The organism is Variovorax sp. P4_B11, assembly GCF_056402355.1.
Genome location: NZ_JBFUHO010000029.1, coordinates 20086 through 42822 on the forward strand (window position 1 = coordinate 20086; position 22737 = coordinate 42822).

The following is a 22737-nucleotide window of genomic DNA, read 5'->3' on the forward strand; positions in this document are numbered from 1 at the left end:
CGGCATGCCCGCCTGGAGCCCCTCAGCCGCGCGACGGCGACGGCGGCACCGGCGAGAGCGGCGCCTCGATCAGCGGCTGCGGCGTCGACACCGGCGAGGCCTCGACCGGCTTGCCCTCCGCCGCGGCCGGCAGGAAGCGGTCGATCAGCGAGAAGAATCGGTCGTAGAAGCGCTCGTCGGTCAGTGTCTCGCTCGCCACCTTGACCAGCGCGTCGTCGCTCGAACTGAAAGGCAGCGACAGCGAGCCGAGCGCGCCGACGCCGACGGTGGCCGAGTTGTTGACCTTCTTGATGCCGTAGCGGTCCTGCAGCGCACTGGCGAAGGCGATGGTGCTGCGCCCCCCGCTGCGGCCATTGCTCTCGCGCGCGCAGACGACCCGGAACTCCACCTCCACGTGCACCTCGGCGGCCGGCTGGAAGCTCTTGCGGCCGGTCACCTGGTCGGCATTGGCCGTGGTCACCATGTAGCCCTGGCTCAGCAGCGCGCGCCGGGCCGCCTCGCAGGTCTGAGCCTCGTTGGCGGCGTAGCTGCGCGTGTGGGTGGTCGTGGAATCGAACCCTTCCGGCTCGTAGGACACGCGGTGCGGCGTGCTCAGGCTGCAGCCGGCGACCAGGGACGAAAGCAGCAGCAGCGCGGTGGCGGCGGCGCGGCAGGACGTAAAGCGCATGGCAGGCATGGGATGGGCGGAGTGCTGAATGCTAGCAAGCCGCGGGAGCGCGGCCCAGCCTTGGACAGGCCGGGCGCTCCAGCGTTCCCCGCTCAGGCGTCGAAGCGAATGACGTGCTGCGCCCGCAGCCGCGTGGCGGCGATGCGCTGCGCGTTGGGCTCGTCGGTCTGCGCCACCCAGGCCAGCGCCGCCTCGCGGCTGCGGCCGAACTGCTGGTGCCGCAGCAGCAGGCGCTCCCGGCGCAGCGCATCGTCGACATCCACGTACCAGATCTCGTCGAGCAGCGGCGCCACCCGGGCCCAGGGGCCCTCCTCCAACAGCAGGTAATTGCCCTCGGTGATGACCAGGCGGGTGTCCGGCCGCACCGCGATCGCCCCGGCGACCGGCTCCTCGATCTCGCGGCGGAACTCGGGCGCATAGACGGTCTCGCCGGCCGGCTGGGCCCGCAGGCGCTGCAGCAAGGCCACGTAGCCGGCGCTGTCGAAGGTGTCGGGCGCGCCCTTGCGGCCGGCCCGGCCCAGCCGCTGCAGCTCCGCATTGGCCAGGTGGAAGCCGTCCATCGGCACGACCTGGGCGCGGCCCGGCAGGGCCTCGAGCAGCGCCCGCGCCAGGGTCGACTTGCCCGAGCCCGGCGCGCCGACCAGCCCGAGCAGGCGGCGCCCGCCGCCGGCCAGCAAGGCCTCGATGCGCGCCAGCTCGGCGGCAGGCAACGCAGGCATCAGGGAACCTCCGCGCTGCGCGCTGCGGTGTTCGCCTTCGGAGCGGCCGTGCGGCTCATGGGTACAGGCCGCGCTCCTCGCGCGCCATCAGGATCCGCTCGCAGGCCACCGCGTAGGTGGCGGTGCGCAGCGTGATCTTGTGCTTGTCGGCGGTGTCCCAGATGTGGTTGAGCGCATTCATCATGATGCGGTCGAGCCGCACGTTGATCTCGTCCTCGTCCCAGAAGAAGGAGGAGAAGTCCTGCACCCACTCGAAGTAGCTGACCGTGACGCCGCCGGCGTTGCAGATCACGTCGGGCACCACCAGCACGCCGCGCTCGGCCAGGATGTCGTCGGCGCTCGGCACGGTCGGGCCGTTGGCGCCTTCGAGCACCAGCTTGGCCTTGGTCTTCTCGGCCCGCTCGGCCGTGATCTGGCCTTCGAGCGCGGCCGGGATCAGGATGTCGCAGGCGACGTCCCAGAAGGCTTCGTTGTCGACAACCTCGCCGCCCTTGAAGCCGACCACGCCGTCGGTGCGCGAGACCGGCACCAGCTTCGCGAGGTCGAGCCCCTTGTCGTTGACGATGGTGCCGGTGTGGTCCTGCACCGCGACGATCTTCGCGCCGGCCTCGGCGAACAGTTCGGCCGCGACCGAGCCGACGTTGCCGAAGCCCTGCACCGCGATCCGGGCGCCGCGCAGGTCGAGCCCGAGCCGGCGCGCCGCCTCGCGGCCGGTCACGAAGACGCCGCGGCCCGTGGCCTTGACCCGGCCCAGCGAGCCGCCCAGGTGCAGCGGCTTGCCCGTGACGACGCCGGTGGCGGTGCCGCCGACGTTCATCGAATAGGTGTCCATCATCCAGGCCATGATCTGGGCGTTGGTGTTGACGTCGGGCGCCGGGATGTCGGTGTGCGGGCCGATGATGATGCCGATCTCGCTGGTATAGCGGCGCGTGACCTTTTCCAGCTCCTTCAGCGACAGCTTCTTCGGGTCGACCCGGATGCCGCCCTTGGCGCCGCCGTACGGCAGGTTGACCGCGGCGGTCTTGACCGTCATCCAGGCCGACAGCGCCATCACTTCCTCGAGCGTGACGTCGGGGTGGAAGCGCACGCCGCCCTTGCCCGGGCCGCGCGACAGGCTGTGCTGCACCCGGTAGCCCTCGAAATGGGCGATCGAACCGTCATCCATCTCGATCGGCACGTCGACGATCAGCGCGCGCTTCGGGCGCTTGAGGGTCTCGACCCAGCGGGCCAGGCCGCCGAGGTAGGGGACGACGCGATCGACCTGCGACAGGTAGGTGCCCCAGGGGCTGTTGGCGGTCGGATGGACGTAGGAGAGTTCAGAGCTCATGGAATCCTTGGTGTTGAACGGACAGGCGCCACGATAGTCGCGCGGCGCCCGCCGCGCCATGCCTATGCACGTTGCTTTGGCGGTTATGCGATGGCGGCAAGCAAGGCCGCGTTGCCGCCCGCGGCGGTGGTATTGATGGTGAGCGTCTGCTCCGCACAGAAACGCAGCAGGTAGTGCGGACCGCCGGCCTTCGGGCCGGTCCCGCTGAGCCCCTCGCCGCCGAAGGGCTGGACCCCGACGACCGCACCGATGATGTTGCGGTTGACGTAGACGTTGCCCACATGGGCCCGCGCCGCCAGCATCAGGGCCCGGCTGTCGATCCGGGTCTGGATGCCCAGCGTGAGCCCGAAGCCGAGCCGGTTGATGGCGTCGATCACGGCCTGCGGCTCGCCGGACCAGCGCACCACCTGCAGCACCGGGCCGAAGATCTCGGCGGTCACGCGGTCGACGCCGGGCACTTCGAAGGCGTGGGGCGGGATCAGGTTCTCGGCCACGGCAATGGCGGCCGGTGCGACCAGCACCCTGGCCTGCGCATCCAGCCGCCGGAGGTGGCGCTGGATGTTCTCGAAGGCCTCGCGGTCGATCACCGGGCCGACGTCGGTGGCCAGCGCGGCCGGATCGCCGGCGCGGAGCTCCTTCGCCGCGCCGCGGATCATCTCGATCACCGGCTCGGCGATGGTCTCGTGCACCAGCAGCAGGCGCAGCGCCGAGCAGCGCTGGCCGGCCGAGCGGAAGGCGCTCTGCACCACGGCATCGACCACCTGCTCGGGCAACGCGCTGGAGTCGACCAGCATCGCGTTGATGCCACCGGTCTCGGCGATCAACGGCACGATCGGGCCGTCCTTGGCCGCCAGCGCGCGGTGAATGATCTTCGCCACCTGGGTCGATCCGGTGAAGACGACGCCCGCCACGCCGGGCGCCGCCACCAGCGCGGCGCCGACGGTCTCGCCCGGGCCGTGCAGCAGCTGCAGCGCCCCGCCCGGCACGCCGGCGGCATGCAGCAGCCGTACCGCCTCCAACGCCACGGCCGGCGTCTGCTCCGCCGGCTTGGCCAGCACCGTGTTGCCGGTCGCCAGCGCGGCCGCCACCTGGCCGACGAAGATCGCCAGCGGGAAATTCCACGGGCTGATGCAGACCCAGGGGCCGCGGCCGGTGAGGCGCAGCTCGTTGCTCTCGCCGGTCGGTCCGGGCAGCGCGACCGGCTGCATCAGCCGCTCGGCCTCGTCGGCGTAGTAGCGCAGGAAATCGACCGCCTCGCGCACCTCGGCCACCGCGTCGCCCCAGGTCTTGAAGGCCTCCTTGACCAGCAGGGCGCAGAAGCGCGGCAGCTCGGCCTGCAGCGCATCGGCCGCATGGCGCAGCGCGGCGGCGCGCTGCGCCACCGGCGTGCGGGTCCAGGCGCGGTAGGCGGCGACCGAGGTCGAGAGGGCCTCCTCGGCCCGCTGCGCATCGAATTCAGGCACCACCGGCACCACGGCATCGGCGTAGGCGGCCAACAGCGGGGCACGCATCGATTCCACCGCGAGGTCGACGCCGCTGCTGTTGCGCCGCGCGGGCGCCGGGCCGTAGAGCTCGGGCGGCAGCGGCAGCGCGGCCTGGCGGTCGAGCCACAGCGGAGAGACCAGCAGCGCGTCCATGCCGACCGATTCGTCGCCGAGCTGGTTCACGAACGAGGAATTGGCGCCGTTCTCGAGCAGCCGGCGAACCAGGTAGGCCAGCAGGTCCTTGTGGCGGCCGACCGGGGCGTAGACGCGCACCGGCACGGTGCTGCTCTTCATCACCTCGCGGTAGATCCCCTCGCCCATTCCGTGCAGCCGCTGCAACTCGAACCTGGCCCCCACGCTTGCCACTTCGTGTGCTTCGCTGCCCCCCGAGGGGGCTGCCTTTCCTTGGGGCGGCCCGGCGGAAAGACTGGCCCCCACGCTTGCCACTCCGTGTGCTTCGCTGCCCCCCGAGGGGGCTGCCTTTCCTTGGGGCGGCCCGGCGGAAAGACTGGCCCCCACGCTTGCCACTCCGTGTGCTTCGCTGCCCGCCATTGCAAGAATCGCCGCGATCGTGCCCGCGTTGTGCGTCGCGAACTGCGGATAGATCGCGTCGGGCGCCGCCAGCAGCGCCCGCGCGCAGGCCAGGTAGCTCAGGTCGGTGTGGTGCTTGTGCGTGAAGACCGGGTAGTGCGGCAATCCGAGTTCCTGGGCGCGCTTGATCTCGGCGTCCCAGTAGGCGCCCTTGACCAGCCGGCACATCAGCCGCAGCTTGTGCTTGCGGGCGATTCCGGCCACGTGCTCGATGAGTTCCAGCGCACGCGTCTGGTAGGCCTGCATCGCCAGGCCGAAGCCGCGCCACTGCGGCTTTTCGGCCGCCACCTTCCCGGCCAGCGCCTCGAACACGTCGAGCGAGAGTTCGAGCCGGTCGACCTCCTCGGCGTCGATCGTGAGATTGAGCTTGGCGTCGGCCGCCAGCACGCACAGCTGCCAGACGCGCGGCACAAGCTCGCGCATCACGCGCTCGTGCTGGGCGTCCTCATAGCGCGGATGCAGCGCGCTGAGCTTGATCGAGATGCCGTCGTTCTGCTCCGGGGTGCCGTCGGGGTCGGCGCCGGCGGCAATCGAGTGGATCGCGTTGACGTAGCTGTCGAGGTAGCGCAGCGCATCGGCGTCGGTGCGCGCGCCCTCGCCCAGCATGTCGTAGCTGAAGCGCAGCGCGGCCTGCCTCCTGTGCGCCGAACGGGCCTCGGCCATGCCCTCCTCGATGGTCTGGCCGAGCACGAACTGGCGCCCCAGCAGCTGCACCGCGCGCAGGGTCGCGGCGACCACGGTGCGGGCGCCCAGCCTGGCCATCAGGCCCGGTTCGGCCTCCGCGCCGGGCAGGAACTTCTTCGACAGCGCGATCGCCGAGGACGACAGCCGCGCCAGGGTCGAATCAGTGCTGCTCTCGAAGTTGGCGCGTCCCAGTTGGTCGGCGGTCAGCGCAATGGCGGTTTCGGCGTCGGGCACGCGCAGCAGCGCCTCGGCCAGCCGCATCAGCGCCAGGCCCTCGGCGCTCGAGATCGGGTACTCGCGCAACAGGCTCTCCATGGCCCAGAACGGCGGCGGGCTGTGGCGCACGGCGCGCACCCAGGGCGTGGCGAGGGGCACGATAGACGCCCAGTCGAGGGCGCCCTTCAGCGAGGCGAGGCGGTGCGCGACGATGTCGGCTTCGGGCCGGTAGGGGCTGGGCAGGCGCATGGCGAAAACTCCGGGTGGTCGATGGAAGCGATGCTCCGCTTTCCTGCGCCGAGTTATTCACCAAAGTTTGCGACCCAACCGGATAATTCGCTAGTGACAAACGAATCAGCCACCGATCTCGACCGCATCGATATGAAAATCCTGAAGGTTCTTCAGGAAGACGGCCGGATTTCGAATCTCAAGCTGGCCGAGGCCGTCGCGCTCTCGCCGACGGCCGTGCTGGCCCGGGTGCAGCGCCTGGCGCGCGACGGCTTCATCCTGGGCTACGAGGCCCGCCTCGACCCGCACAAGCTGGGCCGCGGCTTCACGGTCTTCGTCGAGGTGCTGCTCGACCGCACCACGCCCAATGTGTTCGACGAGTTCAAGGCCGCGGTGCAGGTGCGCGACGAGATCATGGAATGCCACATGGTGGCGGGCGGCTTCGACTACCTGCTCAAGACCCGCATGGCCGACATGGCGGCCTACCGCGACTTCGCCGGCACGGTGCTGTGGCAACTGCCCGGCGTGCGCGAGACGCGAACCTATGCGGTGATGGAAGAAGTGAAGAGCAGCGCGCGGATTCCGCTGCCCGGCTAGGGCTGCGCCTGCGTCCATGCCGAACGCTGGCCGAGCAGATAGTCGACGAACACGCGCACCCGCAACGGCACGAAACGCCGGTGTGGATACAACAGGCTGTGCGGCCGCGACCGGCCGCTGAAGTCCTTCAGCAATTCGACCAGCCGGCCCGTGCGCAAGTCCTCCTCGACCACGAAGCGATAGACCTGGAACACACCCGCGCCGTAGCGCGCCAGCGTGGCGCCGGCGACCACGTCGTCCGAGCATGCATAGCCGCCGGCGGTCTGCAGATCGAGGTCCTGCCCGTCCTGCCGGAACTGCCACGGGACGGTGCGTCCGCTGCTCGGCAGTTCGAACTGGATGCACTCATGGGCCCGCAGGTCATCGAGGGTCGATGGCTTTCCGTGGCGCTTCAGGTAGTCGGGCGAAGCGACGACGACGAGCGGCGTGTCCTCCAGATGCCGTGCCACCAGTGTCGAGTCGCCCGTCGCCCGGGCCCGTACGGCCAGGTCGTAGCCCTCGTCCGCGAAGTCGATGTTGCGGTTGCTGACGTTGACCTCGACCTTCACCTCCGGATAGCGCTCGCGGAATGCCGGCACGAGCGGCAGCAGGCGGTAATGGCCGTAGGTGGTCGGCGCGCTGATGCGCAGCAGGCCGGACGGCGCGAGCTGGTGGCCGCTGAGCTCCCGTTCGGCTTCGACCAGCTGGTTCAGCGCCTGCCGGCACTGCTCGAAATAGCCGCGCCCCGCCTCGGTCAGGCGCATCTGGCGCGTCGTCCGCGTGAAGAGCCGCACGCCGAGCCGCTGTTCCAGCCGCGAGACTGAACGGCTGACGGCCGCAGGCGTCACCGATGCGGTCGCCGCCGCGGCCGTGAAGCTGCCTTGCTCGGCGGCGAGGCAGAACAGTTCGATGCTGCCCAGCATCACGTCGTCGAACTGTCGATTCATGGGGTGTGGCTCGCTTGATTCATTACATCATGTACTCATAGATGTTCTTTGTAGCCACTTTAAGCCACAAAAGAACATCAATAAAGTCTGGGCAACAGATCCAGCAACCCGCCGAGGTCTGTCAACCCTCCACTTCAAAGGACTGTTTTCATGACCCCCAACGTTTCCAAGGTCGCCGTCATCACAGGCGCCTCCAGCGGCATCGGTGCAGCGCTCGTCAAGGCCTATCGCAAGGCCGGCTTCCGGGTCGTCGCCAACTCGCGCTCGATTGGCGCCAGCCCCGATCCGGACATCCTGGCGATCGCCGGCGACGCCGCGGAGCGCGCGACGGCCGACCGGATCTTCAGCGAGGGTGTGGATCGCTTCGGCCGCATCGACACGCTGGTCAACAACGCCGGCATCTTCACGGCCAAGCCGTTCACCCAGTTCACCAGCGAGGACTGGGCGGCGAACATCGGCACCAACCTGGCCAGCTTCTTCCACATCAGTCAATTGGCCCTGAAGCGGATGGAAGCGCAGGGCTCGGGACACATCGTCCAGATCACGACGAGTCTCGCCGAGCAGCCGATCAACGGCGTACCGTCGGTTCTCGCGTCGCTGACCAAAGGCGGCCTGAACGCCGCCACCAAGTCGCTGGCCATCGAGTACGCGCCGCGCGGCATTCGCGTGAATGCGGTCTCGCCCGGCATCATCAAGACGCCGATGCATCCGGCGGAGACCCACGCCACGCTCGACGGCCTGCATCCGCTGGGCCGCATGGGCGAAATCGGAGAGATCGTCGACGCGGTGCTGTTCCTCGAGCACGCTTCGTTCGTGACGGGCGAGATCCTTCACGTCGACGGCGGGCAAGCTGCGGGCCACTGGTGACATTCGCCGCGTCGACGCACCGCCGGAACAACACCCCAACACCCACGCAACGGAGCGCCGCGGGCGCAAGCCCCCGGTGACGCGACATGCCCTACATCAAGATTGAAATCACGCGCGAAGGCGTGACGCAGGAACAGAAGCAGCAGCTGATCGCCGGCGCCACGGAGCTGATGGTGCGCGTGCTGGACAAGGACCCGGCCACCACCTTCGTGGTGATCGACGAGGTGGATCTCGACAACTGGGGCGTGGGCGGACGCCCAGTCGCCGAGCTGCGCCGCGAACAGGCCGCGGCCCGACGCCCCTGAGGGGCTGGCTCGAAGCGGGAAGCCAGCGGGGCCGCTCGCGCCGCAGTCCTGGCTAGCGCAGTTCGTCGAACTCGACCACGCCTTGCTTCATGACCAGCGCAATCCGCTCGCCCTGCCCCAGCAGGCAGTTGACGTCTTTGAGCGGATTGCCGTCGACGACAAGCAGGTCGGCCAGCGCGCCGGGCACGAGACGGCCGAGGCGGTCGCTCATGCCCAGCACCTCGGCCCCCACGACGGTCGCGCTGGCCACAGCCTCGGCGGCCGACAACACCTCCGCGCGCAGGCGGAATTCATTGCTCTGCAGACGTTGCGATTCCCCCAGCAGGTCGGAACCGAAGCCCATCTTCACGCCGGCTGCCTTGTAGATTTCGAGCGAGCGCAGGCCCGCCTCGCGCACGTCCGCCACCTTGGCCACGCTTTCCTTCGGCAGGCCGAAGCTCTCGCCTTCGCTCGCCAGCGCGTCGTAGGTCACCAGCGTGGGCACCGCATAGGCGCCGGCCTGCGCCATCAAGGCGGCGGTCGGCGCATCGACCAGGTTGCCATGCTCGATCGTGCGGACCCCGCAGCGCACGGCCCGCGCAATGGCGGCCGCGGTATAGGCATGGGCCAGCACGTAGGTGCCACGCGCGCTGGCCTCGTCCACGATGGCGCGGATCTCGTCCTCGGAGTATCCGAACGCGCCCACCGGATCGGTCGGCGACGCCACGCCGCCGGAGGCCATGATCTTGATCTGGTCGGCGCCCATCTGGAGTTCTTCCCGCGTGGCCTTGCGGACCGCATCGACGCCATCGACCACGCGCGCCAACGCGCCGACGCGCACGCAGCAGGCGCATGTCGGATCGTTGCTCAGGAAGTCCGAGCGCGCCCGCATGTCCCCGTGTCCGCCGGTCTGGCTCAGGGCACGCCCCGAGACAAACAAGCGGGGCCCTTGCGCCAGCCCGAACTCGACGGCCTGCTTGAACGCGAAGCCCGCACCGCCCGCATCGCGCACGGTGGTGAAACCACGGCGCAGCATGCCGCGCAGCATCGGCACACTGCGCAAGGTCACGAGCACATTGGGCATGTGCACCTGGCGCGCGAGGTTGAGCTCGACGGCGACGACATGGACATGGAGATCGATCAGGCCGGGCATCACCGTCTTGCCCTTGACGTCGATGACGCGCGCCGCCGCAGCGCTGCGGATCGGCCGATCCGAGACCTCTTTCACCACGCCCTGCTCGGCCAGGATGTCACGGTCCTCCTGCAACTCGCCGAGCAAGGGGTCGAGCAGATGGGCGTTCTTGAAAAGCACGGATTCGGTCATGCGAGGCCTCCGGGGTCGGATCTGAAAATCAGGATTGCGCCATGACGGCCGGAACCGCCATCTGCGCCAGTACGCCGGCAAGTTCGACATGCCGGTCCTCGTACCAGTTCTCCTGGTGGAGCAGGTTGAGCGTTCCGAGCGTCTCGCCGCGCCAGCGCAGGGGAATGTTCAACACGCTGCGGCAGCCCAGGGAGATGATCAGCTCATGGTCGAAGAACACATCCCGGATGTCGTCGGCATTGCGCCCGATGTAGGGCTCGCCGCGCGCCATGACCTGCTGCATCCACGGCGAATCGGTGACCGGCTTGCGCCCTCGCACCGGGTAGGCGTCGGTCATGTTGGTGTAGATCCGCTCCGACTCCCGGGCCGCGCGATGGTGGACCAGGATCGTGAACAGCCGGTGGCCGATGGCCGCGGCCGCGGCCCGGTCGATGGCCTCGAAAGTGGCCTGCGGCTGGCGCAGGTCGTCGTGGGCACGGGCCACGCCCGCGAGCAGATGGGTGACGTCGGTGTGCGGCATGCGTGCGCGCCTCCTCAGGAAAGTTCGGCTGCCGCAATGTCCTCGAGCGAGCGTCCGCGGGTCGGCACGCCCATCACCATCACGGCCGCCGAGCCCAGCAGCAGCACGGCCGTGGTCATCCCGAAGACGCCGCCAAAGCCGAAGTTCGGGTAGATGAAGCCGACCAGGATCGGCGCCGTGATGCCGCCGATGCGCCCCACCGCCGAAGCGAGTCCGGCGCCGGTCGCCCGCACCTGGGTCGGGAACACCTCCGGCGTGTAGGCGTACACACCGGCATAGGTGCCGTTCATGAAGAAGGACAGCAGCACCCCCGCCAGCATGATCTGGCTGTCGCTGTGGGTGAACGCGAGCCCCAGGGCAGCCAAGCCGCCCATCAGCATGTAGCCGACGATGGTGGCCTGGCGGCCGATCCGGTCGTTGAGCCAGGCGGCGGAGAAGTAGCCCGGCACCTGCGCCAGGTACATCACCAGCGAATAGCCGAAGCTCCTGGTTATCGTCATGCCGTTCTGCACCAGCAGGCTCGGGATCCAGGTGAAGAAGGAGTAGTAGCTGAAGGTAATCGACAGCCACATCAGCCAGGTCATGCTGGTGGTCCGCAGGAGCTTGCGCGAGAGCAAGGTGGCGTAGTTCTTCCACAGGCCGCCGCGGCGGCTGCTGGGCGGCGGCGCCGCGACATCGGCGGGGTCGAGCGCAGGCAAGGCATGGCCGCGCCGCGTGACGTCGGCTTCGACCGCGTCCATGATCGCCTCGGCATCGGCGACGCGGCCCTGGCTTTCCAGCCAGCGCGGCGACTCCGGCAGCACGCGGCGCCACCACAACAGCATCACCACCGGCGTGGCGGTGATGAAGATCACGAAGCGCCAGCCGTCCGCGTGCGCCGGCACGATCAGGTAGCCCAGCACCGCCGCGGCAACGAAGCCGAAGGAGAAGAAGCCCGCCAGCGCACCGGTGAAGGCGCCCCGGTAGCGCCGCGCCACGAATTCCGACAGGTAGGGCGCGATGATCACGCTCTCGGCGCCGGTGCCGAAGCCGGCGACGATCCGCAGGCCGAGGAAACTGGTCCAGTCATTGACCAGGCCGCTGAACAGCGAAGCAACGCAATAGATCGCCAGCGCCCACATCATCACCTTGCGCCGCCCGATCAGGTCGCCCAGGGACCCGGACACCAGGGCACCGAAGAAGAAGCCGATGAAATTCGCGCTGGCCAGTACGCCGATCTGCACGCTGCTCAGGTCCCAGGCGGTGCGCAGCACCGGCAGCACGAAGGCGATCACCGCCGCATCCATGGCATCGAAGCTGTAGCCCAATCCGCCGACGATCAGCAACCGGCGATGAAAGCCGGAAAACGGCAGGCGCTCGATACGAGCGGACAGCATGGTCATGTGAATCCCTTCCCGGTTGGCCGATGGCGCATCGGCGGACGGGCCGGATCGTAGGACCGATGGGTCATAGAAGAAAATTTATACTGATGATGTGGTCCATTGATCTGGTGAATGAATTCGCACGATGAACTACCGCAACGCCGATCTCAATCTGCTGAAGGTCTTCGAGGCCCTGATGACCGAAGGCACGGTCACCCGCGCAGCGCAGAAGCTGTCGCTCACCCAGCCGACGGTGAGCAACGCCCTGCGCCGCCTGCGCGACACCTTCGACGATCCCCTGTTCGTGCGCAGCGGCGCGGGGGTCAAGCCGACCCGACGGGCGCTCGACCTCTGGGAGCCCCTGGCCGCCTCGCTCCATGCCATCCGCGACACGCTCGACGCCGAGCGCTTCGATGCGCTGCGCAGCACGGCCAGCCTGAGCATCGCGATGTCCGACTACGTCGCCGGCATCGTGGTCCCACGGCTGGTGGCCCGGCTGAGCAAGGCGGCGCCGTCGATGCAGATCCACACCATTCCGAACACGCTGGTGGACTTCGGTCCGGTGCTGGCGGACAACAAGGCGGATTTCGCGATCAGCGTCTACAACGAGGAGGTGCAGCGACCGGCCTTCCTCAAGTCGAGGGCGCTGTGGTCGCCCAGCTTCGTCTGCGTCATGCGCGCCGGTCACCCGCTCGATCGCCCGGACAGGATTCCGCTGAAGAAATTCCTGGCCGCGCGCCACGTGGACGTCAGCCTGGCCGGCAAGACCACGCCAACGTACGACATCTTCCTGCGCAGCCGCGGGCTCCAGCGCCACCTGGTCGCAACGGTGAACCACTACGCAGCCGCCTACGACGTGGTGCGGCGCTCCGACCTGATCGCCGTGCTGCCGTGGTCGGAAGCCCTGGAACCCGGGCGAATGGCCGGCCTGCGCCATGCGCCCGTCCCGCTCGAGGCGCCCCCGCGCGTGATCGAGCTGTTCTGGCACCAACGCCATGAAACCTCGGCCCTTCACCAGTGGCTGAAGAACGTCCTGCTGGGCCTGTTCGAAAGGCCCTAGCTGGACGGCATCCGCTCGAATGCCTGCAACGAAGGATCGATGGCGTCCCACGCCAACCCGCGGACGCTGTAGGTGAGGACCTGCGGCACGAAGCGGCCCGGGTCGTCCAGGCTGCCCGCGTGGACCGCGATCAGGTCCGGCATCGCGGCGAAGCGCAGGAAGACCGGCGTTCCGCAGACCGGGCAGAAGGCGTGGAGCTTCACGTTGCCGCTGTCGCCCGCGACCTCCCACAGCGTCGCCTCGCCGGTGATCGACATCTCGGCCCGCGCGGGAAAGGTCAGGTAGGAGCCGTGCCCCGTGCCGCTTCGCCGCTGGCAGTCGCGGCATTGGCAGTGGTTCTGGAAGACCGGCGCGTGCCGGGTGGTGTAGCGGATCGCGCCGCACGCGCATCCGCCGGTGTAGGGCTGGGTCATGAGCAACTCCCGGTTCAAGCCGCCAGCGGCTTGGCGAAGACATCGATCCCCTGCCCCGTCTCCAGCAGGGACTTGAGGCTGGAAAGAACGATCGGCCAGCCCTGCTGGATGCCCTTGGCCATCCCGCTGCCGGCCTCGAGTTCGTCGTGGGTGACGGTCAGCCGCACCATCTCCTCGTACGCCTCGACATCGAAGCGCACGCGGCTGTAGCTGGCCGGATCGTCGGCCTGCGAGGGACTCGCCCAGGTGATGACAAGGCGCGTCGGCGGCGCGACCTCGACCACCTTGCCCAGCACGTTGACCGTGCGCTGCTCGTTGGCGCGCACGTGCTCCCAGGTCGAACCGGGTTTCCAGTCGGAGACGTTCTCGTGGCCCCAGTAGCGCCGCGCGATCTCCGGTTTCGTGATGGCTTCGAACACCTTTTCCGGCGTCGAGCGGATGTAGGTCACATAAACGAAGCTGGTCTTCTCTTTGCTCATCGTTACTCTCCTTCGAGTTCTTTCTTCAGGTCGTGCAGCAGGCCGAGCCGCTGGCGTTCGAATTTCCGCACCCACCGTTCGTAGACCTCGTGCAGCGGCACCGGGTTGATGAAATGCAGCTTCTCCCGGCCACGCCACACGGTGCTCACCAGATTGGCCGCCTCGAGAAGCCCGATGTGCTGCGCAGCGGATTGCCGCGCCATGTCCAGGTGCTCGCAGAGTTCGCCCAGCGTCTGCCCGTTTTTTTCGTAGAGCAGGTCGAGCAGCTTTCTGCGAGTCGGGTCGCCCAGTGCCTTGAAAACCTTGTCAGCGTCCATCCGTTGTGTGTGTGCGTCGGGCAATGATATGCAGGCAAATACCTGCATGTCAAGCAGCACATCGGCCTACGTGCCGCGCGATGGCTCGCTTGAAGCTACCGCGCTATCGCCACGCGCTACGACAAGACCGTCGCGGCCTTCCTGGGCGCTGTGCACTGGGCGGCATCCATGGTTTGGCTCCATGGATTGCAGGCCCCTAGCGCCGACCGAAGATCGCGGCGCCGATACGAACCATGGTGCTACCGGCGGCGACCGCGGCTTCGAGGTCCGCCGACATCCCCAGCGACAAGGTGTCGACTTCGATCCCCGCCGCCCGGACCTCCTCGAAAACGGCCGCCGCGCGCAGGAACAGCGCCCGCTGCGCCTCGAAATCCGGCGCCGGTTCCGGGATCGCCATCAGCCCGCGCAGCCGCAAACGTGGCAAGGCCGCCACGGCCCGCGCCAGCGCCAGGGCCTCCTGCGGCGACACGCCGGACTTGTTGGCACCGCCGTCGACATTGACCTGCAGACAGACCTGCAGCGGCGGCAGGTGGGCCGGCCGCTGCCCGGCCAGGCGCTCGGCGATCTTCAGGCGGTCGATGCTGTGCACCCAATCGAAATGCTCGGCCACCACCCGTGTCTTGTTGCTCTGCAGAGGGCCGATGCAGTGCCATTCGAGCCGGTCCCGCAGATCGGCCAGCGCCTCGATCTTGGCCACGCCCTCCTGGACATAGTTCTCGCCGAAGGCAGTCTGGCCCGCGGCATGGGCGGCGCGCACCGCCTCGGCGTCGAAGGTCTTGGACACCGCGAGCAAGCGCACGCTCGCCGGATCGCGTCCAGCGGCCGTGCAGGCGATCACGATCCGGGTCCGAACTTGCTGGAGCTTGTCGCCAATCATCGTCATAATCTTCAAAGTCGTATCAAAACGTCACCGAGGAACTGCGTGGACATTACCCAACTGCTCGCCTTCAGCGTCAAGAACAAGGCGTCCGACCTGCACCTCTCGGCCGGGTTGCCGCCCATGATCCGTGTCCACGGCGACGTACGCCGCATCAATGTCGACGCGCTGGACCACAAGGCCGTGCACGCCATGGTGTACGACATCATGAGCGACACGCACCGCAAGCATTACGAAGAATTCCTGGAAGTCGACTTCTCGTTCGAGATCGACGGCCTGGCGCGCTTCCGCGTCAACGCTTTCAACCAGTCGCGCGGCGCGGCGGCGGTGTTCCGGACCATTCCGTCCAAGATCCTCACGCTCGAGCAGCTCAACGCGCCGAAGATTTTCGGCGATCTGGCGCTCAAGCCGCGCGGCCTGGTGCTGGTCACCGGCCCCACCGGCTCGGGCAAGTCGACCACGCTGGCGGCGATGGTCAACTACCTGAACGAAACCGAATACGGCCACATCCTCACGGTGGAGGACCCGATCGAGTTCGTCCACGACTCCAAGAAGTGCCTGATCAACCAGCGCGAGGTCGGGCCGATGACGCTGTCCTTCGCCAACGCGCTGCGCTCGGCGCTGCGCGAGGACCCCGACGCGATTCTCGTGGGCGAAATGCGCGACCTCGAGACCATCCGCCTCGCGATGACCGCGGCCGAGACCGGCCACCTGGTGTTCGGCACGCTGCACACCTCGTCGGCGGCCAAGACCATCGACCGGATCATCGACGTCTTCCCGGGCGAGGAAAAGGAAATGATCCGCGCCATGCTGTCGGAGTCGCTGCAGGCGGTGATTTCGCAGACGCTGTGCAAGACCAAGGACGGACAGGGCCGCGTGGCGGCGCACGAGATCATGCTGGGCACGCCCGCCATCCGCAACCTGATCCGCGAGGGCAAGGTGGCGCAGATGTATTCGTCGATCCAGACCGGCAGCGGCCAGGGCATGCAGACGCTCGACCAGAACCTGTCCGACCTGGTGCGCCGCAATGTCATTTCCTCGGCGGAAGCGCGCGGAAAGGCCAAGATCCCCGAGAATTTCCCCGGCTGACCCCGCAGTCCTGCAGCAGCCGCACCGGAGTACCGTCATGGAACGCGATCAAGCCAGCCAGTTCATCAACGACCTGCTCAAGCTCATGGTGAGCCGCAACGGCAGCGACCTGTTCATCACCGCCGAGTTCCCGCCCGCGATCAAGGTCGACGGCAAGATCACCAAGGTGTCGGCCCAGTCGCTCGGCGCGCAGCACACGCTGGCGCTCACGCGCTCGATCATGAACGACCGCCAGACGGCCGAGTTCGAGCGCACCAAGGAGTGCAACTTCGCGATCTCGCCGACCGGCATCGGTCGCTTCCGCGTCAATGCCTTCGTGCAGCAAGGCAAGGTCGGCATGGTGCTGCGGACCATTCCGGCCAAGCTGCCGACCATCGACGGCCTGGGCATGCCGCAGGTGCTCAAGGACATCGCGATGACCAAGCGCGGCCTGACCATCATGGTCGGCGCCACCGGCTCCGGCAAATCGACCACGCTGGCGGCCATGATCGACTGGCGCAACGAGAATTCCTACGGCCACATCGTGACCGTCGAGGACCCGGTGGAGTTCGTGCACCCGCACAAGAACTGCGTCGTCACGCAGCGCGAGGTCGGCATCGACACCGACAGCTGGGAGGCGGCGCTCAAGAACACGCTGCGCCAGGCGCCCGACGTGATCCTGATGGGCGAGATCCGCGACCGCGAGACGATGGAGCACGCGGTGGCCTTCGCCGAGACCGGCCACCTGTGCATGGCCACATTGCACGCCAACAGCGCCAACCAGGCGCTCGACCGGATCATCAACTTCTTCCCCGAGGAGCGCCGCGCCCAGCTGCTGATGGACCTGTCGCTGAACCTGCGCTCGCTGGTCTCGCAGCGGCTGATCCCGACCGAGGACGGCCACGGCCGCATCGCCGCGGTCGAGATCCTGCTGAACACGCCGCTGGTCTCCGACATGATCTTCAAGGGCGAGGTCGGCGAGATCAAGGAGATCATGAAGAAGAGCCGCAACCTGGGCATGCAGACCTTCGACCAGGCGCTGTTCGACCTGTTCGAGGGCAACGCGATCAGCTTCGACGACGCGATCCGCAACGCCGACTCGGCCAACGACCTGCGCCTGCAGATCAAGCTGAACAGCCAGCGGGCACGCACCACTGACCTTTCGGCTGGCACGGAGCACTTCGCGATCGTTTGACTCGCCCCCAGAACGAAGTGCGGGGCAAGCTGGGGGCGAGCTAAAGTACCCCCATGACGAGCCTCAACCCCAGAACCTACGACTCCACCCCTTCCCAGAAGGTCGCCTTCCTCGGCCTCGGCGTGATGGGCTATCCCATGGCCGGCCACCTCGCGCTGGCCGGCCACCACGTCACGGTCTACAACCGCAGTGCCGGCAAGGCCCACGACTGGGAGCAGGAATTCGCGCCACAGGCCTCGGCGTCGGTGAGCCACTCGGCCACGCCGCACGGCGCCGCATCGAACGCCGACATCGTGTTCTGCTGCGTCGGCAACGACGACGACCTGCGCTCGGTGGTGCTGGGCGAGAACGGCGCCTTTGCCGGCATGGCCCCCGGCGCGGTCTTCGTCGACCACACGACCGCCTCGGCCGATGTCGCGCGCGAGCTGTCGAAGGCGGCGATCGAAGGCGGCCTGCAGTTCATCGACGCCCCGGTGTCCGGCGGCCAGGCCGGCGCCCAGAACGGCGCGCTGACCGTGATGTGCGGCGGCGACTCGGCCACCTTCGAGCGCGTCAAGCCGGTCATCGCAGCCTTCGCGCGCGCCGTCACGCTGCTCGGCGAGAGCGGCGCCGGCCAGCTCGCCAAGATGGTCAACCAGATCGCGATCGCCGGGCTGGTGCAGGGCCTGTCGGAAGCCATCGCCTTCGGCCAGCGCGCCGGGCTCGACATGAACGAGGTGCTGGCCGTGATCGGCAAGGGCGCCGCCCAGAGCTGGCAGATGGACAACCGCGGCAAGACCATGATCGAGGGCAAGTTCGACTTCGGCTTCGCGGTCGACTGGATGCGCAAGGACCTCGGCCTGGTGCTCGACGAGGCCAGGCGCAACGGCGCCCGGCTGCCGGTGACCGCGCTGGTCGACCAGTTCTATGCCGACGTGCAGCAGGCCGGCGGCAGTCGCTGGGACACCTCCAGCCTGATCACCCGCCTGAAGTGATGCGCCGCTGCAGCGGCTCAGCGCACCGGTGAGGTGACCGGGCCACCGGCCGGCGGCGTCGACGACGAGGGCAGCGGCTCCATCGGCGGCAGCGGCACGCTCGAGCGCGAGGCCGGCGCGCTGCCCGACGATGCGCCGTTGCCTCCCGGCTGACTCTGCTGCTGCTGTTGAAGCTGGTTCTGCAGTTCCGCTTCGCTGACGATCTCGACCACCCGCACCACCTTCGTGACGCCCGCGACGCCGCGCGCGATGTCGGTCGCGCGATCGGTCTCGCGGCGGGTCGCGATGCCCATCAGGTAGACCGTGCCGCGCTCGGTCGTGATCTTGAACGAGTTGGCGAAGATGTCCTTGGCATCGAGCAGCGAGGCCTTGACCTTGCCGGTGATGAAGGTGTCGTTGGAACGCTCCTGGAAGGTGGTCGGCGGGCCGACCACCAGCTCGTTGACCACCGAGCGCACGCTGTCGACGCGCCGCACCACGTCCTCGACGCGGCGCTTGTCGGCCTCGCTGCCGACCGTGCCGGTCAACAGCACCTGGCGGTTGAAGCTGGTCACGCTCACGTACATCTGGTCGTTGGCGATTTCGCGCACGCGAGCGCCGGCCCGCAGCTCGATGGCCTGGTCGTCGACTTGCGCGCCCGAGCTGCGGCGATCGGTCGCCACCATGCCGACACCGGCGGCCGCGGCCCCGCCCACCACCAGCGGCACGCAGGCAGTCAGACCGGACACCAGTACGGCGCCCGCGGCCAAAACCATTGCGATGCGTTGCGTGGATGTGGTCTTCATGGGTGCGGGCCTTCCTGTGCGTTGTGTCCGCGGCGAGTTTAGCCCAGGGTTTTCACCGCTCCGTTACGGGCTGTCATCGCGACCTTCGCGCCAGCGGCATGTCGCGCCCCTTGCCTACAATTCGACGCGGTCGATGGCGCACATGTTGCATGGTCCTCGTCCGACATCGATACCGACCCGTTCGATCAAGGAAGCCACCGTGAATCAACCCATCGCGCGATCGCCTGTCCTGCAACGAATGGCCGGCACCCTGGCGCTGCTGCTGCTCGCCGGATGCAATGCGCTGGCGCCGGTGAACCCGCCGATCGCCAGGGCCGACCTCGACAGCGGCTACCGGATCAACCGGATGCTCAAGCGCCCGCTCGACGGCGTCACCAACGATCCCCACACGCTCTTGCTGCTGACCTTCTCGGGCGGCGGCACGCGCGCGGCGGCGTTCTCCTACGGCGTGCTCGAGGAGCTGCGGCGCACCGACATCGTGGTCCGGGGCGTGCAGCGCAATCTGCTGGCGGAGGTGGATGCGATCGCCGGCGTCTCGGGCGGCAGCTTCACCGCGCTGGCCTACGCGCTCTATGGCGACCAGCTGTTCACCGAGTACGAGCCGCGCTTCCTGAAGCGCGACGTGCAGGGCGCGCTGACGCGGCGCACGCTCAATCCGCTCAACTGGTTCAGCCTCGGCAGCGGGTTGTACGGACGCTCCGAGCTGGCCGCCGACTACTACGACGAGATCCTGTTCAACGGCGCCACCTTCGCCGACCTGCTCGAGAAGCCGACCCCCGTGACCGCGGTCACCGGCACCGACCTCTCGACCGGTGCCCGTTTCCCGTTCTCGCAGGACCACTTCGACCTGCTGTGCTCCGACCTCGGCACGGTGCGGCTGGCCCGGGCCGCGGCCACCTCCTCGGCCGTGCCCGCGGTGCTGTCGCCGGTCACCTACCACAACTACGGCGGCCGCTGCGGTGCCACCATGCCGGTCTGGGTCTACGACGTCACCAAGCCGGGCGGCCCCTCGCGCCCGGCCGGCCGGGCCCTGCTGCGCTACCGCGACATCCAGAACTTCGAGGACAGCAAGAACCGGCCGTACCTGCACGTGGTCGATGGCGGCGTCTCGGACAACCTGGGCCTGCGCGGCCTGCTCGAGGCCCTCGAAGAGCTGGAGGCCAGCCCGAACTTCCAGCGCCAGGTGGGGCTCGCATCGATCCGGCGCATCGTGGTGGTGGTGGTCAACTCGCGCTCGGCGCCGGCCACCGACTGGGACCAGCGGGCGCGCGCGCCCGGCATCGTCTCGCAGCTGCTGCAGTCGTCGAGCGTGCCGATCGATCACTTCTCCTACGAATCGGTCGAACTGCTGAAGGACATTGCACAACGCTGGGCCGACAAGCGCGAACTCCAGGTCGCCGAGCTCCGGCTGTCGGGCATGCCGCGGGCACAGGCAGAGGCCGCGGTGCCGAAGCTGCGCTTCGACGCCATCGACGTCAGCTTCGACGCCATCGAGGACCCCAAGGAGCAGCGCTACTTCATGGACCTGCCGACCAGCTTCGTGCTGTCGGACGAGGCAGTCGACCGCCTGCGCGCGCTGGGCGGCCGGCTGCTGCGCGAATCGCCCACCTATCGCGAATTGCTCGGCGAGTACACGAAGTGACGAGCGTGGGGGCTCAAGTCGAGAGCAGGGACGAGTCGCTGTCCTGGTCGCCGAGCAGTTGGGCGTCGACGCCGTCGCACAGGCAATGCAGCACCAGCAGGTGGACCTCGTGGATGCGCGCGGCACGCTCGTGCGGCACGCAGACCTGCACGTCGGTTTCGCGCAGCGCGCGGCCCACGGCGCCGCCGGTGCCGCCGCCCGAGGGTGCGGCGTTGCCGAGCAGGGCCACCACCGTCATGTCGCGCGCATGGGCGGCGTCGACCGCCGCCAGCACCGCGGCCGACTGGCCGCTGACGCTCAGCGCCAGCAGCACGTCGCCGGCTTGGCCCAGGGCCCGCACCTGGCGCGCGAAGCGATCGGCGCCGAGCGATTCGGCCGTGTCGGCGGCCGGGTCGGTGGGATCGCCGGGCAGCGCGATCGCGGCCAGCTCGGGGCGGTCGCGCTCGAAGCGGCCGACGAACTGGGCCGCGAACTGCGCCGCCAGCAAACCGGACACGCCGGAGCCGCACGCGAGGATCTTGCCGCCGCTGGTGACGCAGGCCAGCAGTGCCTGCATGGCCTGGGAGATCGGTTTTCCGAGCAGCGGCCCGGACTGGTATTTGAGGTCAGCACTGTCGATGAAGTGCTGCTGAATCCGTTGCTCTAGCATTTGGCCCGGATGATAACTGCGGGTCCATGGCCGACCCTTGAAACAAAACGTGATGCGTCCCGCTCAGCCTGCGTCGAAAGCCCCCTGGATCCATTCGATGCGCTGTTCGACCAGCACGACGTCGAATCGGCAGGGCGGCAGCACGCGCAGGCGGCTGATGTAGTGCCGCGCCGCGAAGACGATACGGCGCTGCTTGGCGCCCGTGATGCTGCCGCCGGCGCCGCCATGCGTCGCACCGGCACGGCCGCGGACCTCGACGAACACCAGCGTGCCGTCGCGCGGATCGCGCATGATCAGGTCGATCTCGCCGCCGCCCCGGCCCGGGGTTCGATAATTGCGCGCGACCAGCCCGAGGCCGGCCGCCTGCAGGTGTTCGAGCGCGGCGTCTTCGGCCGCGTCGCCGCGCTGCTTGGTCGTCGGCAGCGATGTCCGCCCTGCTGCCTTGTTCTGGAGATAAGCCATTGACTTCCATCGCTCCCGCTTCGTTCGGCGCCGCCCTGCTCGCCGCGCGAGATGCCGCGGGTTCGCAGCATTATCCGCAGGCCACGCTCTACGTGGTCGCGACGCCGATCGGCAACCTCGCGGACATCACGCTGCGCGCGCTGCACGTCCTGCAACTGGTCGACGCGGTCGCTTGCGAGGACACGCGCCACACGCAGAGCCTGCTGCGGGCCTACGGCATCGACCGTCCGGGCGCGCAGCTGCTGGCCCTGCACCAGCACAACGAGAGCGAGGCGGCGCAGGCGGTGATCGCGCGGCTGGCCGCGGGCGAGCGCATCGCCTATGTCAGCGACGCCGGCACGCCCGGCGTCAGCGACCCGGGCGCGCGGCTGGTGGCCGCGGTGCGCGAGGCCGGCCACCGGGTGCTGCCGCTGCCCGGCGCCAGCAGTGTGACCACCCTGGTCGGCGCCGCCGGACTGGTCGCTGCCGGCGACCCGGGCAGCGGCTTCGTGTTCGCCGGCTTCCTGCCGAGCAAGGCCGGCGAGCGCGATGCCGCGGTGCTGCGGCTGGCCGACGAATCCCGCAGCGTGGTGCTGCTCGAAGCGCCGCACCGCATCGAGGCGCTGGCGCGCTCGCTGGCCAGCCTGGGCGAGCGCAAGGTCACCGTCGGCCGCGAGCTCACCAAGCAGTTCGAGGAGATCGCGACCGTCGCCGCCACGGCCTTGCCCGACTGGTTCGCGGCCAGCCGCGACCGCACGCGCGGCGAATTCGCGCTGGTGCTGCACCCTCGGCCCGCGGCCGTCGATGACGGCGCCGAGGGCGAGCGCGTGCTGCGCCTGCTGCTGGCCGAACTGCCCGTGAAGAGCGCGGTGCGCGTCGCGGCCGAGATCAGCGGTGCGCCGCGCAACGCGCTCTACGAAGCCGCACTGCGCATGCGCAAGGACGGCGACGAGGCCGTCGAACCGTAGCGCGCCCGCCCGCAGTACTGATCTCCGCTTGCTTGACCCAGGTCAGGGCTCGGCGCCGGCGCGCGGGCTATGGT

The 22737-nt window shown here is 68.7% G+C and carries 24 protein-coding genes; 9 read left to right on the forward strand and 15 right to left on the reverse strand.

Features of this window, described 5'->3' with window-relative positions; translation table 11 throughout:
* Window positions 1-22: 22 nt before the first annotated feature.
* The 4 genes from AC1DYD_RS23395 to AC1DYD_RS23410 all read right to left on the reverse strand — a co-directional run bounded on the left by AC1DYD_RS23395 (window position 23) and on the right by AC1DYD_RS23410 (window position 5937).
* On the reverse strand, window positions 23-667 hold the full coding sequence (locus tag AC1DYD_RS23395; protein WP_478175142.1) for a DUF2242 domain-containing protein: 645 nt from the start codon (window positions 665-667) through the stop codon (window positions 23-25).
* Window positions 668-759: 92 nt separating this feature from the next.
* Window positions 760-1386 (reverse strand): nucleoside/nucleotide kinase family protein, encoded by a 627-nt coding sequence (locus tag AC1DYD_RS23400; protein WP_478175143.1) that lies wholly within the window; start codon window positions 1384-1386, stop codon window positions 760-762.
* A 55-nt stretch (window positions 1387-1441) separates the two neighbouring features.
* On the reverse strand, window positions 1442-2713 hold the full coding sequence (locus tag AC1DYD_RS23405; RefSeq protein ID WP_478175144.1) for a Glu/Leu/Phe/Val family dehydrogenase: 1272 nt from the start codon (window positions 2711-2713) through the stop codon (window positions 1442-1444).
* Window positions 2714-2796: 83 nt separating this feature from the next.
* Window positions 2797-5937, reverse strand: coding sequence for an L-glutamate gamma-semialdehyde dehydrogenase (locus AC1DYD_RS23410; RefSeq protein ID WP_478175145.1), 3141 nt, complete (start codon window positions 5935-5937; stop codon window positions 2797-2799).
* Window positions 5938-6030: 93 nt separating this feature from the next.
* Here AC1DYD_RS23410 and AC1DYD_RS23415 point away from each other — a divergent pair, with 93 nt between their 5' ends.
* Window positions 6031-6513 (forward strand): Lrp/AsnC ligand binding domain-containing protein, encoded by a 483-nt coding sequence (locus AC1DYD_RS23415; protein WP_478175146.1) that lies wholly within the window; start codon window positions 6031-6033, stop codon window positions 6511-6513.
* On the opposite strand, the gene AC1DYD_RS23420 is transcribed toward AC1DYD_RS23415, so the two are convergent.
* Window positions 6510-7439, reverse strand: a complete 930-nt coding sequence (locus tag AC1DYD_RS23420) for a LysR family transcriptional regulator (RefSeq protein WP_478175147.1) — start codon at window positions 7437-7439, stop codon at window positions 6510-6512. The genes AC1DYD_RS23415 and AC1DYD_RS23420 overlap by 4 nt on opposite strands.
* 150 nt (window positions 7440-7589) lie before the next feature.
* Here AC1DYD_RS23420 and AC1DYD_RS23425 point away from each other — a divergent pair, with 150 nt between their 5' ends.
* Together AC1DYD_RS23425 and AC1DYD_RS23430 are read left to right on the forward strand one after the other, a co-directional pair.
* Window positions 7590-8306 (forward strand): SDR family NAD(P)-dependent oxidoreductase, encoded by a 717-nt coding sequence (locus tag AC1DYD_RS23425; protein ID WP_478175148.1) that lies wholly within the window; start codon window positions 7590-7592, stop codon window positions 8304-8306.
* Window positions 8307-8392: 86 nt separating this feature from the next.
* A complete protein-coding gene (locus AC1DYD_RS23430) occupies window positions 8393-8611 on the forward strand; it encodes a 2-hydroxymuconate tautomerase family protein (RefSeq protein WP_478175149.1) in 219 nt (72 codons plus the stop codon).
* A 52-nt stretch (window positions 8612-8663) separates the two neighbouring features.
* On the opposite strand, the gene AC1DYD_RS23435 is transcribed toward AC1DYD_RS23430, so the two are convergent.
* From AC1DYD_RS23435 to AC1DYD_RS23445, 3 genes are read right to left on the reverse strand one after another with little or no spacing between them, the layout of a single operon-like run.
* Window positions 8664-9914, reverse strand: coding sequence for a metal-dependent hydrolase family protein (locus tag AC1DYD_RS23435; RefSeq protein WP_478175150.1), 1251 nt, complete (start codon window positions 9912-9914; stop codon window positions 8664-8666).
* Between the two features lie 28 nt (window positions 9915-9942).
* On the reverse strand, window positions 9943-10434 hold the full coding sequence (locus AC1DYD_RS23440) for a GAF domain-containing protein (protein ID WP_478175151.1): 492 nt from the start codon (window positions 10432-10434) through the stop codon (window positions 9943-9945).
* 14 nt (window positions 10435-10448) lie between these two features.
* Complete coding sequence (locus tag AC1DYD_RS23445) at window positions 10449-11816, reverse strand: MFS transporter (protein ID WP_478175152.1); 1368 nt, start codon at window positions 11814-11816, stop codon at window positions 10449-10451.
* Window positions 11817-11940: 124 nt separating this feature from the next.
* On the opposite strand from AC1DYD_RS23445, the gene AC1DYD_RS23450 reads away from it, so the two are divergent.
* A complete protein-coding gene (locus AC1DYD_RS23450; protein ID WP_478175153.1) occupies window positions 11941-12855 on the forward strand; it encodes a LysR family transcriptional regulator in 915 nt (304 codons plus the stop codon).
* Here AC1DYD_RS23450 and AC1DYD_RS23455 read toward each other — a convergent pair.
* The 4 genes from AC1DYD_RS23455 to AC1DYD_RS23470 all read right to left on the reverse strand — a co-directional run bounded on the left by AC1DYD_RS23455 (window position 12852) and on the right by AC1DYD_RS23470 (window position 14947).
* Window positions 12852-13268, reverse strand: a complete 417-nt coding sequence (locus tag AC1DYD_RS23455) for a GFA family protein (protein WP_478175154.1) — start codon at window positions 13266-13268, stop codon at window positions 12852-12854. The two genes, AC1DYD_RS23450 and AC1DYD_RS23455, sit on opposite strands and share 4 nt — an antisense overlap.
* 14 nt (window positions 13269-13282) lie before the next feature.
* Complete coding sequence (locus AC1DYD_RS23460; RefSeq protein ID WP_478175155.1) at window positions 13283-13747, reverse strand: SRPBCC family protein; 465 nt, start codon at window positions 13745-13747, stop codon at window positions 13283-13285.
* 2 nt (window positions 13748-13749) lie between these two features.
* Window positions 13750-14112, reverse strand: a complete 363-nt coding sequence (locus AC1DYD_RS23465; RefSeq protein ID WP_478175156.1) for an ArsR/SmtB family transcription factor — start codon at window positions 14110-14112, stop codon at window positions 13750-13752.
* Window positions 14113-14260: 148 nt separating this feature from the next.
* The gene (locus AC1DYD_RS23470) at window positions 14261-14947 is read right to left on the reverse strand and encodes a YggS family pyridoxal phosphate-dependent enzyme (protein WP_478175157.1); all 687 of its coding nucleotides are present in this window, start codon (window positions 14945-14947) and stop codon (window positions 14261-14263) included.
* A 39-nt stretch (window positions 14948-14986) separates the two neighbouring features.
* Here AC1DYD_RS23470 and AC1DYD_RS23475 point away from each other — a divergent pair, with 39 nt between their 5' ends.
* Genes AC1DYD_RS23475 through AC1DYD_RS23485 form a run of 3 tightly spaced genes read left to right on the forward strand, consistent with a single transcriptional unit; the run spans window position 14987 to window position 18178 of the window.
* On the forward strand, window positions 14987-16030 hold the full coding sequence (locus AC1DYD_RS23475; protein WP_478175158.1) for a type IV pilus twitching motility protein PilT: 1044 nt from the start codon (window positions 14987-14989) through the stop codon (window positions 16028-16030).
* Between the two features lie 37 nt (window positions 16031-16067).
* The gene (locus AC1DYD_RS23480) at window positions 16068-17204 is read left to right on the forward strand and encodes a PilT/PilU family type 4a pilus ATPase (protein WP_478175159.1); all 1137 of its coding nucleotides are present in this window, start codon (window positions 16068-16070) and stop codon (window positions 17202-17204) included.
* Window positions 17205-17257: 53 nt separating this feature from the next.
* Window positions 17258-18178, forward strand: a complete 921-nt coding sequence (locus AC1DYD_RS23485) for an NAD(P)-dependent oxidoreductase (RefSeq protein WP_478175160.1) — start codon at window positions 17258-17260, stop codon at window positions 18176-18178.
* 17 nt (window positions 18179-18195) lie between these two features.
* Here AC1DYD_RS23485 and AC1DYD_RS23490 read toward each other — a convergent pair whose 3' ends face one another.
* Window positions 18196-18963 (reverse strand): BON domain-containing protein, encoded by a 768-nt coding sequence (locus AC1DYD_RS23490; protein ID WP_478175161.1) that lies wholly within the window; start codon window positions 18961-18963, stop codon window positions 18196-18198.
* A gap of 199 nt (window positions 18964-19162) precedes the next feature.
* Here AC1DYD_RS23490 and AC1DYD_RS23495 point away from each other — a divergent pair, with 199 nt between their 5' ends.
* The gene (locus AC1DYD_RS23495; RefSeq protein WP_478175162.1) at window positions 19163-20605 is read left to right on the forward strand and encodes a patatin-like phospholipase family protein; all 1443 of its coding nucleotides are present in this window, start codon (window positions 19163-19165) and stop codon (window positions 20603-20605) included.
* Window positions 20606-20618: 13 nt separating this feature from the next.
* Here the strand turns inward: AC1DYD_RS23495 and AC1DYD_RS23500 are convergent, their stop codons facing one another.
* Together AC1DYD_RS23500 and AC1DYD_RS23505 are read right to left on the reverse strand one after the other, a co-directional pair.
* Window positions 20619-21254 (reverse strand): SIS domain-containing protein, encoded by a 636-nt coding sequence (locus AC1DYD_RS23500; RefSeq protein WP_478175163.1) that lies wholly within the window; start codon window positions 21252-21254, stop codon window positions 20619-20621.
* A gap of 63 nt (window positions 21255-21317) precedes the next feature.
* Window positions 21318-21716 carry a YraN family protein gene (locus tag AC1DYD_RS23505; protein ID WP_478175164.1) on the reverse strand — a complete coding sequence of 133 codons (399 nt, stop codon included), beginning with the start codon at window positions 21714-21716 and terminating at the stop codon, window positions 21318-21320.
* Between AC1DYD_RS23505 and rsmI the strand changes: the two genes are divergently transcribed.
* Window positions 21716-22663, forward strand: coding sequence for a 16S rRNA (cytidine(1402)-2'-O)-methyltransferase (gene rsmI / locus AC1DYD_RS23510; protein ID WP_478175165.1), 948 nt, complete (start codon window positions 21716-21718; stop codon window positions 22661-22663). The genes AC1DYD_RS23505 and rsmI overlap by 1 nt on opposite strands.
* The last annotated feature ends 74 nt before the right edge of the window (window positions 22664-22737 follow it).

Excerpts from the sequence above, each read along its gene's own strand:
- AC1DYD_RS23450 (WP_478175153.1), top strand. The coding sequence starts at position 11,941 with ATGAACTACCGCAACGCCGATCTCAATCTGCTGAAGGTCTTCGAGGCC.
- AC1DYD_RS23440 (WP_478175151.1), bottom strand. The coding sequence starts at position 10,434 with ATGCCGCACACCGACGTCACCCATCTGCTCGCGGGCGTGGCCCGTGCC.
- AC1DYD_RS23480 (WP_478175159.1), top strand. The coding sequence starts at position 16,068 with ATGGAACGCGATCAAGCCAGCCAGTTCATCAACGACCTGCTCAAGCTC.
- AC1DYD_RS23485 (WP_478175160.1), top strand. The coding sequence starts at position 17,258 with ATGACGAGCCTCAACCCCAGAACCTACGACTCCACCCCTTCCCAGAAG.
- AC1DYD_RS23500 (WP_478175163.1), bottom strand. The coding sequence starts at position 21,254 with ATGCTAGAGCAACGGATTCAGCAGCACTTCATCGACAGTGCTGACCTC.
- AC1DYD_RS23405 (WP_478175144.1), bottom strand. The coding sequence starts at position 2,713 with ATGAGCTCTGAACTCTCCTACGTCCATCCGACCGCCAACAGCCCCTGG.
- AC1DYD_RS23395 (WP_478175142.1), bottom strand. The coding sequence starts at position 667 with ATGCGCTTTACGTCCTGCCGCGCCGCCGCCACCGCGCTGCTGCTGCTT.
- AC1DYD_RS23455 (WP_478175154.1), bottom strand. The coding sequence starts at position 13,268 with ATGACCCAGCCCTACACCGGCGGATGCGCGTGCGGCGCGATCCGCTAC.
- AC1DYD_RS23430 (WP_478175149.1), top strand. The coding sequence starts at position 8,393 with ATGCCCTACATCAAGATTGAAATCACGCGCGAAGGCGTGACGCAGGAA.
- AC1DYD_RS23410 (WP_478175145.1), bottom strand. The coding sequence starts at position 5,937 with ATGCGCCTGCCCAGCCCCTACCGGCCCGAAGCCGACATCGTCGCGCAC.
- AC1DYD_RS23490 (WP_478175161.1), bottom strand. The coding sequence starts at position 18,963 with ATGAAGACCACATCCACGCAACGCATCGCAATGGTTTTGGCCGCGGGC.
- AC1DYD_RS23425 (WP_478175148.1), top strand. The coding sequence starts at position 7,590 with ATGACCCCCAACGTTTCCAAGGTCGCCGTCATCACAGGCGCCTCCAGC.
- AC1DYD_RS23435 (WP_478175150.1), bottom strand. The coding sequence starts at position 9,914 with ATGACCGAATCCGTGCTTTTCAAGAACGCCCATCTGCTCGACCCCTTG.
- AC1DYD_RS23470 (WP_478175157.1), bottom strand. The coding sequence starts at position 14,947 with ATGACGATGATTGGCGACAAGCTCCAGCAAGTTCGGACCCGGATCGTG.
- AC1DYD_RS23445 (WP_478175152.1), bottom strand. The coding sequence starts at position 11,816 with ATGACCATGCTGTCCGCTCGTATCGAGCGCCTGCCGTTTTCCGGCTTT.
- AC1DYD_RS23420 (WP_478175147.1), bottom strand. The coding sequence starts at position 7,439 with ATGAATCGACAGTTCGACGACGTGATGCTGGGCAGCATCGAACTGTTC.
- AC1DYD_RS23465 (WP_478175156.1), bottom strand. The coding sequence starts at position 14,112 with ATGCAGGTATTTGCCTGCATATCATTGCCCGACGCACACACACAACGG.
- AC1DYD_RS23400 (WP_478175143.1), bottom strand. The coding sequence starts at position 1,386 with ATGCCTGCGTTGCCTGCCGCCGAGCTGGCGCGCATCGAGGCCTTGCTG.
- AC1DYD_RS23460 (WP_478175155.1), bottom strand. The coding sequence starts at position 13,747 with ATGAGCAAAGAGAAGACCAGCTTCGTTTATGTGACCTACATCCGCTCG.
- AC1DYD_RS23505 (WP_478175164.1), bottom strand. The coding sequence starts at position 21,716 with ATGGCTTATCTCCAGAACAAGGCAGCAGGGCGGACATCGCTGCCGACG.